At 38.3% G+C, this 12,415-nt stretch carries 13 protein-coding genes; 4 read left to right on the top strand and 9 right to left on the bottom strand.

Features of this window, described 5'->3' with window-relative positions; genetic code table 11:
- Position 1 precedes the first annotated feature (1 nt).
- Positions 2–679 (top strand): tRNA (adenosine(37)-N6)-threonylcarbamoyltransferase complex dimerization subunit type 1 TsaB, encoded by a 678-nt coding sequence (gene tsaB / locus SJY23_RS02870; RefSeq protein WP_396597371.1) that lies wholly within the window; start codon positions 2–4, stop codon positions 677–679.
- Between the two features lie 75 nt (positions 680–754).
- Here tsaB and SJY23_RS02865 read toward each other — a convergent pair whose 3' ends face one another.
- The 7 genes from SJY23_RS02865 to SJY23_RS02835 form a co-directional block, all read right to left on the bottom strand.
- Complete coding sequence (locus SJY23_RS02865; protein WP_035335661.1) at positions 755–1,573, bottom strand: mechanosensitive ion channel family protein; 819 nt, start codon at positions 1,571–1,573, stop codon at positions 755–757.
- Between the two features lie 140 nt (positions 1,574–1,713).
- A complete protein-coding gene (locus SJY23_RS02860) occupies positions 1,714–2,562 on the bottom strand; it encodes a mechanosensitive ion channel family protein (RefSeq protein ID WP_396597370.1) in 849 nt (282 codons plus the stop codon).
- A gap of 66 nt (positions 2,563–2,628) precedes the next feature.
- Positions 2,629–4,668, bottom strand: a complete 2,040-nt coding sequence (locus SJY23_RS02855; RefSeq protein WP_396597369.1) for a thioredoxin domain-containing protein — start codon at positions 4,666–4,668, stop codon at positions 2,629–2,631.
- A gap of 139 nt (positions 4,669–4,807) precedes the next feature.
- Positions 4,808–5,011: a dodecin family protein gene (locus SJY23_RS02850; RefSeq protein ID WP_035335666.1), complete on the bottom strand. Its 204-nt coding sequence runs from the start codon at positions 5,009–5,011 to the stop codon at positions 4,808–4,810.
- A gap of 186 nt (positions 5,012–5,197) precedes the next feature.
- Positions 5,198–6,025 (bottom strand): TPM domain-containing protein, encoded by an 828-nt coding sequence (locus SJY23_RS02845; protein WP_396597368.1) that lies wholly within the window; start codon positions 6,023–6,025, stop codon positions 5,198–5,200.
- Positions 6,025–6,468: a TPM domain-containing protein gene (locus SJY23_RS02840; protein WP_396597367.1), complete on the bottom strand. Its 444-nt coding sequence runs from the start codon at positions 6,466–6,468 to the stop codon at positions 6,025–6,027. Before SJY23_RS02840 ends, SJY23_RS02845 begins: the two co-directional genes overlap by 1 nt.
- A complete protein-coding gene (locus SJY23_RS02835) occupies positions 6,469–7,074 on the bottom strand; it encodes a LemA family protein (protein ID WP_396597366.1) in 606 nt (201 codons plus the stop codon). It lies immediately after the preceding gene.
- Positions 7,075–7,265: 191 nt separating this feature from the next.
- On the opposite strand from SJY23_RS02835, the gene SJY23_RS02830 reads away from it, so the two are divergent.
- Positions 7,266–7,439 (top strand): hypothetical protein, encoded by a 174-nt coding sequence (locus tag SJY23_RS02830; RefSeq protein WP_396597365.1) that lies wholly within the window; start codon positions 7,266–7,268, stop codon positions 7,437–7,439.
- On the opposite strand, the gene SJY23_RS02825 is transcribed toward SJY23_RS02830, so the two are convergent.
- Together SJY23_RS02825 and SJY23_RS02820 are read right to left on the bottom strand one after the other, a co-directional pair.
- Complete coding sequence (locus tag SJY23_RS02825; RefSeq protein WP_035335670.1) at positions 7,436–7,765, bottom strand: MerR family transcriptional regulator; 330 nt, start codon at positions 7,763–7,765, stop codon at positions 7,436–7,438. The genes SJY23_RS02830 and SJY23_RS02825 overlap by 4 nt on opposite strands.
- Entirely contained in the window at positions 7,765–8,736 is a 972-nt protein-coding gene (locus SJY23_RS02820; RefSeq protein WP_035335671.1) for a M23 family metallopeptidase, read from the bottom strand. Before SJY23_RS02820 ends, SJY23_RS02825 begins: the two co-directional genes overlap by 1 nt.
- A gap of 118 nt (positions 8,737–8,854) precedes the next feature.
- Between SJY23_RS02820 and alaS the strand changes: the two genes are divergently transcribed.
- Both alaS and SJY23_RS02810 read left to right on the top strand, forming a co-directional pair.
- Positions 8,855–11,467 (top strand): alanine--tRNA ligase, encoded by a 2,613-nt coding sequence (alaS, locus tag SJY23_RS02815; protein ID WP_396597364.1) that lies wholly within the window; start codon positions 8,855–8,857, stop codon positions 11,465–11,467.
- Positions 11,467–12,411 (top strand): GSCFA domain-containing protein, encoded by a 945-nt coding sequence (locus SJY23_RS02810; protein WP_396597363.1) that lies wholly within the window; start codon positions 11,467–11,469, stop codon positions 12,409–12,411. Before alaS ends, SJY23_RS02810 begins: the two co-directional genes overlap by 1 nt.
- Positions 12,412–12,415 lie beyond the last annotated feature (4 nt).

The raw sequence follows: 12,415 nt of genomic DNA, 5'->3' as shown, positions 1-12,415 counted from the left end.
AATGACACATATTTTATGTCTAGAGACAGCCACCACAAATTGTTCGGTGGCTTTGTCTATTAATGGAAACGTGGTAGCCATGCAGGAGGATAATGCTCAGAAGTATTCTCATGCAGAACGATTACATGTATTTATTAAAGAGGTGCTTGATACGGCAGGGGTTACTAAGGATAAGCTCAATGCTATTGCTGTAAGTAAAGGACCAGGGAGTTATACAGGGCTTCGTATAGGAGTTTCGGCAGCAAAGGGACTTTGTGCTGCACTTGATGTGCCGCTTATATCTATAGATACTTTAGGTGCGCTTTCGCGGAAGCTATCTGTAACAGATGGCGAGCTCATCATACCAATGCTTGATGCACGTCGTATGGAAGTATACAGTGCCGTTTTTGATAATAATGGAAACCGTCACAGAGAAACCCAAGCGCAAATACTAGATGAAACCTCTTTTGTAGAATATCTAGATAAAGGAATCGTTCACTTTGTGGGTAATGGTGTAGAAAAATTTCAAGAAATCTGTGAGCACCCTAATGCTAGGTTTGTAATAGGAGAGTTACCCTCATCAACTCAAATGGCAGCCATAGCACAGTCAAAATTTGAAGCCAGCGATCTTGAAGACGTTGCTTATTTTGAACCTTACTATCTTAAAGATTTTATAGCAGGGAAGCCCAAGGCAAAGTAATATTATTATCAAAGCAAAAAAAATCCCGTGATACAATACTGTATCACGGGATTTTTACTTTTAAGAAAGAGCTTCTTAAGCTTCTTTGTGTATTTCGACAGCATGTGGATAAGGAATTTCAATCCCAGCTTTGTCAAGTTCAATTTTACAATTTTCGATGGTTTGGAAGTATACATCCCAGTAATTTTCTGGTGTAGCCCAAGGACGTACTTCGTAGTTTACAGAGCTATCTGCTAGCTCACCCATATTTACAGATGGAGCAGGTACTTGTAGTACGTTTTGTTGAGAATGCATAGCACGCATAAGAGCGTCTTTAGTCGCTTTAATATCTGCATCGTAAGACACACCTATTGTAAGATCTACACGCAGTTCTCCTAGTTCTGTGTAGTTTTTAATATTACCATTAGATAAAACACCATTTGGTATAATAACTAGCTTGTTTCCTGGTGTAGCTATTTTAGTAGTAAATATTTGAATTTCTGATACAACTCCCACTTCACCTTGAGCTTCTATGAGATCTCCTACTTTAAATGGTTTGAAAAGTATAAGTAGTACACCTCCTGCAAAATTAGATAAAGAGCCTTGAAGAGCAAGACCAACAGCAAGACCAGCAGCGGCAAGGATAGCGGCAAAAGATGCTGTATCTATACCTAATTGTCCTAAAATTGCTATTATAAGTAGAACTAATAAAACGGTTCTCACGAGATTAGATAAAAACTTTTCAAGTGTTTTATCCATATTCTTATTTTTCTCGAGCATTTTCTTGAAAACCTTCATTAGTTTTCCAATAACCCATTTACCTACTATCCATATGACTAATGCCATAAGGATCTTAAGTCCATATTCTGATCCTTTTTCGATAGCGAGGTCAATCCATTTTTGATAATCTTCCATTGGTTTTATTTATTAGGTTGTTAATGTTTGTAGCCTAAAAATATAAAAACTCGCATATATGGTTATATGCGAGTTTTTATGAAATGATTATCATTTCTATGTTATCGTTAATCGATACAAATGGGAATCTTATCTAGCTTTTATGATTCATTTTTGTGAATGTGTACGTCACGTTGCGGGAAAGGTATGGTAATCCCAGCAGCTTCTAGACGTTCCTTACCTTCTTCAAGAACTAACCAGCGTAAATTCCAGAAGTCTTCATTTTTTGCCCAATATCTAAGCGATAAGTTTACACTACTATCTCCTAGTTCTGCAAGCACTATCATAGGTGCTTTACCTTCTTCTTGGATTACTTGCTCTTGTTCATTGACTAGTGTGAGTAAAATGTTTTTGGCCAGTTTTACATCATCACCATAGTCAATTCCAAAGGTGATGGCTTCTTTGCGTATTCCTTCTTCTGTAAAGTTTACAATGGTCTCATTAGACAACTTTCCATTTGGGATAATAGCTAGTTGATTTCCAAAGGTGTTAAGCTTGGTCTGGAATATTGAAATCTCTTTTACAGTTCCTTCTTGTCCTTGTGCTTTTATAAAATCACCTACTTTAAAAGGTCTTAGTAATAAGATAAGAACTCCTCCTGCAAAGTTTGCGAGAGATCCCTGTAATGCTAGTCCTATTGCAAGACCTGCAGCCCCAATAATTGCAACGAGCGAGGTTGTTTTTACCCCTACTTGTGTTATCACTAAGACAAATAAAACAATCTTAAGTGTCCAGTTAATAAGGTCGGCAATAAACTTTTCAAGAGTAGGATCGTAGTCTTTTCTTTTGAAAAATTTAGCTACTAGTTTCTTTATTATTCGGATGACCCATAGACCAATGAATAGTAAAACTATAGCACTTAGGAAGCCTGGAAGAAAATCCCAAACCCACTTTATGGCTTGATCTATATGTTCTTGGTATTCGCTTACTTGGTCTAGAGGGTTGCTCATATTTAATTTTTTTACAAAATTGAATATAAGGAAGCGTGTTACATAATCTTCTAGGATAAACTTCTGTTAAACTTCCATGAGTTTTAACGCGGCTTTCACAGTCTCTACGGGCAGTTGGCAAGTATTATTCACACATACATATATAAACGTTTTGTCATCATGGTAACGTCCTTTAAAAATATCTTGATCACTGTCACTCGTGCTCGTTGCAATTAATTTATTAGGAATGTAATAACTATCAAACTCTTCTCTTAAGACTTCGGCATCTTTTCCCACGATGACAAGCTCATAAAAAGGCATAGTATAGTTAAGCATACCATCCATCCAGTTTGAAAAACTAGTAGGACTCTGATCAATAGATGGCTGAATGTTATGTAGCATTGCTTTGGTCGTATCTCCATATGTATTATCGCTATAGTAATGAGATAGCATAAAGATATTTTTGGCCATTATGGAGTTTGAGGAAGGAATCACATTATCATAAAACTCTGTGTTTCGACTTGCTAAACTAGGATCTTGGTTTGATGTATAGAAAAACAAATCATTTTCCGGATTTTGAAAATGTTCAAAGGTGTAATCTGTAAGCTGTTTAGCTTTATGAAGCCATTTACTATCTGCTGTAATTTCATAGAGTGCTATAAAGGCATCTACTATGGCTGCATAATCTTCTAGATATCCATTTATAGTGCTCTTTCCATTTTTAAAGGTACGATTGAGACCGCCATCTTCTCTTATAAGATGACTACTTATGAAAGTTGCATTTTTTAAAGCAGCAGTAAGAAATACCTCATCGTTAAAAGCGCGGTAAGCGTCTACATATCCTTTAATCATTAACCCATTCCAAGAGGTTAGAATTTTGTCATCTAGGCGAGGTTTTTCTTTATTGCTTTCGCGAAAGCGTAATAAGTCCTCATGCCATTTAGTTTTTTTGGAAATGATTTCTTGTACTGAAATACCAAATTCCCTTGAGAAGTCTTGGTCTGTATCTTGTCTAATCAGAACATAGTTGTCTTTCTCCCATTTTCCATAAGAGTTGATGTTGTAGTATTCCTTAAAAAGATCAAAATCATCACCTATCAAAGTTTGCAGCTCATTTTTGGTCCACACATAATAAGCTCCTTCTTCTAGAATTCCATCTGCAGTTAAGCTATCTGCATCTATAGCACTATAAAAGGCTCCATCATGTGTGGTCATCTCACGGGCTATAAATGCTAAAGTTTGATAGACGGTTTGCTTGTATAAAGGGTTTTTAGTTTTAGTGTATGCTAGTGCGTATAAGCTTACTAATTGTGCATTGTCATAAAGCATTTTTTCAAAGTGTGGCACATGCCACTTTGTATCTACACTATAACGCGCAAAGCCACCACCTACGTGATCATTAACTCCACCAAAGGCAATTTGTTCTAAGGTGGTATTTACATATTCTAAAATTTCTTCATCATTATTTTGATGTGCATACCTAAGTAAAAACTGATAGTTATTAGGCATCATAAACTTGGGCGCACGATTGAGGCCTCCTTGTCTAGTATCCCACTGTCTTGACCACTGGCTTATCGCATTTTGCAAGGTTTCTAGCTTGAAATCTGGAGTACTATTATTCGGGATAATTGCATCCATTTCTTGCATGCCTTGATCAAGCTTTTCTGCATATTCAATTAGTTTTTCTGGTGCTGTTTGATAGAGTTTGGCAATTTGCTCAAGTGCGCTTGTCCATTCCTCCTTAGGGAAATAGGTGCCTCCCCATACGGGTCTTCCATCTGGTAATGCAATGGCATTAAGAGGCCAGCCACCTCTGCCTGTCATAAGTTGCACAGCATTCATGTATACATTATCCACATCTGGACGCTCCTCACGATCTACTTTTATATTTATAAAATGCGCGTTCATAAGTTGTGCGACCTCTGTATTTTCAAAGCTCTCGTGCTCCATGACATGACACCAGTGGCATGAAGAGTAACCTATGCTTATCAATAAGAGTTTGTTTTCCTTTTTAGCCTGAGCGAGCGTTTGCTCATTCCATGGTTTCCAGTCTACAGGATTATGGGCGTGTTGTAAGAGATAAGGACTAGTCTCCTGTATAAGATCATTAGTATAAGGATGTTCCATAGTGGGATTATTTAGTGCTTGCCGTTTGATAAAGGAGTAATATTCTAGACGTACTGGTAAAATAGGTAGTCTTGTAAAAATACAAACAAAAAAAGTCCCATCTAGAGATGGGACTTTTATCAATATTTTAAAAAGAGATTTACTTTACTTCAAAAGTAATCTTACAGTTCATGCGGTATTCTTTTATTTTTCCATCGTCACCTACTACGCAGTTTTGTTCATTTACGTAAAGTGATTTGATGTTTTTTAAAGATTTACTAGCGTGTTTAAGTGCATTTTCTGCTGCATTTTCCCAACTTTTCTCAGAACTTGCTAATACTTCTATAACTTTTAATACTGCCATAATTTTCAATTTAATGTGTTAATAATTAGTTGTTTCTTGAAAGTTACGGATTTCATGAGATATGAATGTAAAAGTTTTTATAAAACTTAATCTTACTATTTATGGGAATAATAACGGTAGTTATGTGTAGATGGGCGTAAATGCAAAGGCATTATTAGAGATTTTATTTTGAAGAGCTTTGTGCCATTACCATCCTCCAGAAGCACCGCCGCCTCCAAAGCCACCGCCACCGAAACCTCCTCCAAAGCCACCGCCTCCACCGAAGCTTCCACCTCCGCCAAAAGATCCACCACCACCAAAGCCACCACGTCCCATGTTGCTGAGGATGATAACATCCAGTAGTGAGCCACCCACACTGCGCTTACCGCCATTGCGGCCACCACCGCGATGGTTATTACGACTTATGATAATGAGGATGACAATAAAAAAGACAAGCATGAGAATTCCCTCTATTGGAAATCCATCATTACCTTGTCTTGTTCCTTTGAAGTTTCCTTGTAATCCATCAAAGATGGCATCTGCGCTTTGATCAAGACCAGCATAGAAATTTCCTTGTTTAAACTGAGGGATCATTATTCTATTTATGATTTGCTCTGCATCACGATCAGAAATGATGCTTTCTATCCCATAACCCGTATTGATATCTACTTTACGATCATCTTTTGCAAGAATAATCAAGATTCCGTTATCTTGATCTGCCTGGCCTATTCCCCATTGCTGTCCCCACTTTGCGCCCACCATATCAAGTCCTTCTCCATTGGAAGTAGAGATAATAGCAATCACAATTTGTGTTGAGGTACTGTCACTGTATTTAATAAGCTTGTTTTCTAAAGCATTTTTTTGCGCTGCAGATAGTAAGCCTATGTAGTCATAAACAGCATCAGGATTTGCTTTTGTAGGTTTTTCAGGAATATTAAATTGACCAAATGCAGGAAAACTCAGTACTAATAAAAGTAGAGAGAAGAGTACGCTTTCGCGAAAGCGTGAATCTAAAAAAATCTTTTTTTCTTGCATCAAGAGGTGCTTATTTCGTCAGAGAGTTCATTGTTATCACCATGCTTCCATGGGAAAAATGTAGCTAGTTTCTCTCCAGCAGATTGTACTCCCTGGATGAGACCATCGCGGAAGTTGCCTTTTGTAAACTGAGCGATCATAGCATCCTTAGTAGACTCCCAGAAATCTGGAGGGACTACTTTGTTGATGCCAGCATCACCGCAAATCGCGAGCTTATGATCATCTACAGCTACATAAATAAGGACTCCATTTTCTTCCTTGGTGTTATCCATTTTAAGTAAGTGAAATAATTCTTGAGCACGTATAAGCGCATCCTCTGTGTTAGAGTGATGCTCTAGGTGCACACGGATTTCTCCTGAGGTAAGCGTTTCTGCCCGTCTTATAGCCGCAACTATGGCCTGCTCATCACTCTTACTTAAAAAGTCTTCTACCGTAGATGCCATTTATTTTGTGCCAAAATCAAATTCTACTTCTGGAGCATTTTCTGATCCTGCATCTGCCTCAAAATAAGCGCGATTTTCAAAACCTAGAAATCCTGCTGCAAGACTAGTAGGAAACATACGTATCTCAGAGTTTAAGATTTTTGCCTTTTCATTAAAGCGATTGCGCTCTACGTTAATTCGGTTTTCAGTACGTTCCAGCTCATTTATTAACTCTTTAAAATTTTCATTTGCTTTAAGATCTGGATAGCGCTCAAAAACTGCTAGTAAACGAGATAGCGCAGAGGTAAGACCTGACTGCGCTTCTTGAAACTGTCTAAGCTGTGCTGGTGTGATGTTTGAAGGGTCAATGTTTATTGATGTTGCTTTGCTACGAGCTTCTATAACTCCAATAAGTGTAGATTGCTCAAACTCTGCATAGCCTTTGGCTGTATTTACAATATTTGGGATTAAGTCTGCACGACGTTGGTAAGAGCTTTCTACGTTACCCCATTGTGCATTTACCTCTTCATCTAGAGGAACGAGATTGTTATTTGTGCGAGCGAGCCATAAGCCTCCTATAACTAGTACAGCAACGATGGCAATAAGAGCGATAAGTCCTTTTTTCATAATATAATTAGGTTTGATAGTTAGTTGTTGTTTGTTGTGATTTGTTACAAGTAACGTGCAATAGTAGCAAGTTAAGAAAAAGAATTACTATAAGAAGACAATAAGGTTTTGTTAAACTCGCCGTCTAAGAGTTGTATAAGCTTGATTTTTGCAAATAAAAAAGCAACACTCATTTGTAGTGTATTATTGTTATGGATTTAAAATTTTTGTATGTACTTGCAGCTATGGGAGTTATAGGTGTTATTGCAGGTGTATATCACCTCGTGTCTGGGCAGTATCTTGTAATGAGCCTCTTGTCAATAACCACTAGTTTATTTTTTATAGGCCTAGCTTATCGCGATTATTATAAAGGAAAGCGTTTTTAGAGATTAGACTTAATCTCTAGTAGTTGTGCTTTTACAGCTTCTAGCTTTCTTATAATATCAAAATTTGATAAAATTTCTTTTTTACCTTCTTTGAGGTGTGTTTTTGCACCTTCAAGTGTAAAACCGCGCTCTTTAACCAGATGATAAATAAGCTCTAGATTTTTAATATCTTCTGGGGTAAACCTCCTTGTGCCCTTAGCATTTTTTTTAGGAGCAATAACATCAAACTCCTTCTCCCAGAAACGTATCAAAGATGCATTTACATCAAATGCCTTTGAGACTTCACCTATCGTATAGTATAGTTTTTCTGGAAGATCTATATGCATTAATCGAGGGATTGATTTTCTATAGAGGATGCAGTGAGCATAAGATCATACTCTTCTGGAGTAAGGTCATTATGATAGAAGTTAACAGGGTTAACTACAGTGCCATTTTTCCACACTTCGTAATGTAGGTGTGGACCAGATGACAGACCAGTGTTACCTACATATCCTATTATCTCTCCACGTTTTACGTTTTGACCTACCTTAGCCTTGTATTTACTCATGTGAGCATAATATGTTTTATAACCAAAGCCGTGCTCGATGATAACCATTTTACCATAACCGCTTCCTAGACCTACTTTAGTCACTTTACCGTCACCAGTTGCATAAATAGGTGTGCCAGGAGGAGCTGTAAAGTCCATCCCATTGTGCATTTTTCTATACTTTAATATAGGGTGTACTCTCATTCCGTATCCAGAAGCTACTCTAGAGAGGTCCTTATTTTGTACTGGTTGTATGGCTGGTATTGTTTTAAGTAAGGCTTCTTTTTCTTCGGCTAGTTTTGCAATTTCGTCTAGTGACTTAGATTGTATAACAAGTCGTTTTGTGATCTGATCAATACGTTTTGCACTTCCCATAATCATAGAAGAGTTATCAAAGCCTTCTAAATCTTTATAGCGATTTACCCCTCCAAAACCTGCCTGTCTTACCTCATCAGGAATAGGGCTAGCTTCAAATAATACACGGTATACATTGTTATCTCGCTCCTCTACATTTGCAAGTACGCGCTCTATCTGGTCTAGTTTCTTTTCTTGGAGCTCAAACTGCAAAGACATATTTGCTAGCTCGCGTTCTAGTTTTCTTTCCTTAGGAGTGTCCACACCAGAGTTAAATACAGCAATAGTAATAAGTAGCCCCATAAGAGCTGCTGCTGCAATGAAAATCAATGCTGCGCCAAAAGTGCGTCCCTTTTTACGCTCTACTTTTCGGTAGGATAGGGTCTCACTATCATAGTAATATTTTACCTTAGACATAAGTTAAAATGCTTATTTTTGGGGTTTGTTTAAGGGGTTAAATACGCTTTCGCGAAAGCGTAATCTAAAACCTCAACAACGTTCAAATATAAAATAAATTATCCACACCATCCATCGTATGAAATCTCAAGAGGTACGTAAACAGTTTCTAGACTTTTTTGAATCCAAAAAACATACCATAGTGCCCTCTGCACCAATGGTTTTAAAGGATGACCCCACGTTAATGTTTACAAACGCGGGAATGGTGCCCTTTAAAGAATATTTTTTAGGTAATGCCACGCCAAAGAATACAAGACTCTCAGATACTCAAAAATGTTTGCGTGTTTCTGGTAAACATAATGACCTCGAGGAAGTAGGTAAAGACACCTATCATCACACGATGTTTGAGATGCTGGGTAACTGGTCTTTTGGAGATTACTTTAAAGAAGAGGCGATTGCTTGGGCTTGGGAATTCTTAACGGAAGTAGTTAAGATTGATAAAGACAGTCTATATGTGAGCGTTTTTGAAGGAGATAAAGAGGATGGGTTAGATAGAGATCAAGAAGCTTTTGATATCTGGAAGCAGCGCATTGATGAGGATAGAATCATCGATGGAAATAAAAAGGATAACTTCTGGGAGATGGGAGCGCAAGGACCTTGCGGGCCATGTTCAGAAATACACGTAGACATAAGATCTGCCGAAGAAAAAGCAAAAGTAGACGGGAAGACCCTCATCAATATGGATCATCCACATGTAGTGGAAATCTGGAACTTGGTATTCATGCAGTACAATCGTCTTGCAGATGGATCGCTTGTAAAGCTTCCTAATCAGCATGTAGATACTGGAATGGGATTTGAGCGTTTATGTATGGTACTTCAAGGAGTGCAGTCTAATTATGATACAGACGTTTTTACTCCACTAATGAGCGAGATTGAAACCATCACAAACTCAAAGTGTGGTAATGATGAAGAAATAGATATTGCAGTACGAGTAATCGCAGATCATGTAAGAGCTGTGTCATTCTCAATTGCAGATGGGCAGTTGCCTTCTAATACTGGGGCTGGCTATGTAATCCGTAGAATCTTACGACGTGCCATTCGTTACGGGTTTACGTTTCTTGACACTAAGGAACCATTTATTTACAAGCTTGTAGCAACACTTGTAAAACAAATGGGTGATGCATTTCCAGAACTTAAATCACAGAAAAATTTAATTACAAATGTGATACGTGAAGAGGAAGCTTCCTTTTTACGTACGCTAGATAAAGGATTACTGCTGCTTGACAATGTGATTGCAGCTACAAAGGGTGATACCGTTTCTGGAGATAAAGCTTTTGAACTTTATGATACCTACGGATTCCCAATAGATCTTACAGCACTTATACTTAGTGAGAAAAACTTAAAGCTTGATGAGAAAGGCTTTGAGGCTGCTCTTAAAGAGCAAAAGGATCGCTCTCGTGCAGCAACCAAGGTGGAGACAGACGACTGGAATATCTTACAGGAAGATGCTGAAGAGGAATTCATAGGCTACGATACTCTAGAAGCATCTGTAAAAATCACTCGCTACCGTAAGACAGAGAGTAAAAAAGACGGGGAGTTATATCAACTAGTATTTAATCTTACGCCATTCTATCCAGAAGGAGGAGGGCAAGTAGGTGATAAAGGATATCTAGAAACTCCAAGCGGAGAGGTGGTTTACATCATAGATACAAAGAAAGAAAACAACCTTATTATACACCTTGCCAAAAACCTCCCAAGATCTACCGAGGGAACGTTTAAGGCAGTGGTAGATGTGAAGCAACGTAGCCGTACAGCTGCAAACCATACTGCAACACACTTATTGCACCAAGGGCTTCGTAAGATACTAGGAACACACGTGGAGCAAAAGGGAAGTATGGTACATAGCAGAAACCTACGTTTTGACTTCTCTCACTTTTCTAAAGTGACAAGCGAGGAGTTAAAAGAGGTAGAAGATTTTGTAAATGCACGCATACGCGAAAATCTATCTCTAGAAGAGCAACGTGGTATTCCTTATGATCAAGCTATACAAGAAGGAGCGATAGCATTATTTGGAGAAAAGTATGGTGATGCTGTAAGGACAATACGCTTTGGGAAGTCTATGGAGCTTTGTGGTGGTACACACGTAAAAAACACAGGAGACATCTGGCATTTTAAAATCACTTCAGAAGGGGCAGTGGCATCTGGTATACGCCGCATAGAAGCAATTACTAGCGATGCTGCCAAAGATTACTTTACATCAGAAACCGAAGCCTATAATCAAGTAAAAGCAACCCTTAAAGGGAATCAAGATCCAGTAAAAGCGATTACTAGCCTACTGGATGAGAATGCTACTTTAAAAAAGCAAGTAGAAGCACTTATAAAAGAGAAGGCTCAAAACCTAAGTGGTGATCTTGCAAAAGAATTTGTAGACATAGATGGTGTAGATTTCTTAGCAAAAAAGGTAGATCTAGATGCGGGAGCTATTAAAGATCTTGCTTTTAAATTAGGAGAGAATAAAGACAACGTATTCTTGCTATTTGGAACAGAGCAAAACGGTAAAGCATTACTAAGTTGCTACATTTCAAAAGAGCTTGTCGCTTCAAAAAATCTGAACGCAGGTACTGTCGTGCGTGAGTTAGGAAAGCACATCCAAGGTGGAGGTGGAGGACAACCTTTCTTTGCAACTGCAGGAGGTAAAAATCCAGCAGGTATAGACGCAGCCATTGCAGAGGTTAAGAACTATCTTGTATAATGAAACTACAGACCCAAATACCGCTAGAGCCTGCTGCTCGTCAATTTGGGTATGATCATAAATTATTGTTGTTAGGTTCTTGCTTTGCGCAGAACATAGGTGACAAGCTAGCATATTATAAATTCCAAGCGGTTACAAATCCGTTTGGAATTATTTTTAATCCCGTCGCACTAGAACGGTTAGTAGCAGATGCTGTTGCAAATAAAACCTATACAGAAGCAGATGTCTTTGAACTAGACGGCGTCTGGAAATCTTTTTATGCACACAGTGACAAAAACGCCCTTACGAGACTAGGAGCTGTGATACACCTACAAGAGGCGCAGCAATTGCTCAGGCAGCAGCTCATAGAGGCTTCTCATCTATTTGTCACACTAGGTACTGCTTGGGTTTATAAACATCTTGAACGTGATGAGGTGGTGGCCAACTGTCACAAGGTTCCTCAACAAGCTTTTGCAAAAAAAATACTATCTGTCACCGAAATTCAAGAGAGTCTGTCTCGTATATGTGAGCTGGTAAAAACACTTAACCCACAAATTAAGATTGCTTTTACAGTGTCGCCAGTGCGTCATATTAAAGATGGTATAGTAGAAAATACCCGTAGCAAGTCACATTTACTTACAGCAGTTCATCAACTTGTAGATAGTCGTGAGGCGAGTTATTTTCCGGCTTATGAGATTGTGATGGATGAGTTGCGTGACTATCGCTTTTATGCAAGTGATATGGTTCACCCATCTGAGCAGGCAGTTACCTATGTATGGGAGCATTTTGTAGAAGTGTACGCTTTCGCGAAAGCGCAACAAACAATGAAAAAAGTAGCTCAAATCCAACAGGGGTTAGCTCACAAACCTTTTAATGAAGACAGCGCTGCGCACCAAAAATTCTTGGTAAAATTAGAGGGGCAAAAAGAAAAGCTAGTTCAAGAATTTCCGTGGATGAGGTTTTAATGAA

Origin of the sequence: Dokdonia sp. R86516 (assembly GCF_044596715.1) — a bacterium.
In the GTDB taxonomy this organism is placed as follows: domain Bacteria; phylum Bacteroidota; class Bacteroidia; order Flavobacteriales; family Flavobacteriaceae; genus Dokdonia.
This window is presented reverse-complemented; position numbering and strand designations above follow the sequence as displayed.

Excerpts from the sequence above, each read along its gene's own strand:
- SJY23_RS02855 (WP_396597369.1), bottom strand. The coding sequence starts at position 4,668 with ATGGAACATCCTTATACTAATGATCTTATACAGGAGACTAGTCCTTAT.
- SJY23_RS02845 (WP_396597368.1), bottom strand. The coding sequence starts at position 6,025 with ATGCAAGAAAAAAAGATTTTTTTAGATTCACGCTTTCGCGAAAGCGTA.
- SJY23_RS02825 (WP_035335670.1), bottom strand. The coding sequence starts at position 7,765 with ATGCATATAGATCTTCCAGAAAAACTATACTATACGATAGGTGAAGTC.
- SJY23_RS02865 (WP_035335661.1), bottom strand. The coding sequence starts at position 1,573 with ATGGAAGATTATCAAAAATGGATTGACCTCGCTATCGAAAAAGGATCA.
- tsaB (WP_396597371.1), top strand. The coding sequence starts at position 2 with ATGACACATATTTTATGTCTAGAGACAGCCACCACAAATTGTTCGGTG.
- SJY23_RS02830 (WP_396597365.1), top strand. The coding sequence starts at position 7,266 with ATGGATTTAAAATTTTTGTATGTACTTGCAGCTATGGGAGTTATAGGT.
- SJY23_RS02860 (WP_396597370.1), bottom strand. The coding sequence starts at position 2,562 with ATGAGCAACCCTCTAGACCAAGTAAGCGAATACCAAGAACATATAGAT.
- SJY23_RS02840 (WP_396597367.1), bottom strand. The coding sequence starts at position 6,468 with ATGGCATCTACGGTAGAAGACTTTTTAAGTAAGAGTGATGAGCAGGCC.
- SJY23_RS02835 (WP_396597366.1), bottom strand. The coding sequence starts at position 7,074 with ATGAAAAAAGGACTTATCGCTCTTATTGCCATCGTTGCTGTACTAGTT.
- SJY23_RS02820 (WP_035335671.1), bottom strand. The coding sequence starts at position 8,736 with ATGTCTAAGGTAAAATATTACTATGATAGTGAGACCCTATCCTACCGA.
- SJY23_RS02850 (WP_035335666.1), bottom strand. The coding sequence starts at position 5,011 with ATGGCAGTATTAAAAGTTATAGAAGTATTAGCAAGTTCTGAGAAAAGT.
- alaS (WP_396597364.1), top strand. The coding sequence starts at position 8,855 with ATGAAATCTCAAGAGGTACGTAAACAGTTTCTAGACTTTTTTGAATCC.
- SJY23_RS02810 (WP_396597363.1), top strand. The coding sequence starts at position 11,467 with ATGAAACTACAGACCCAAATACCGCTAGAGCCTGCTGCTCGTCAATTT.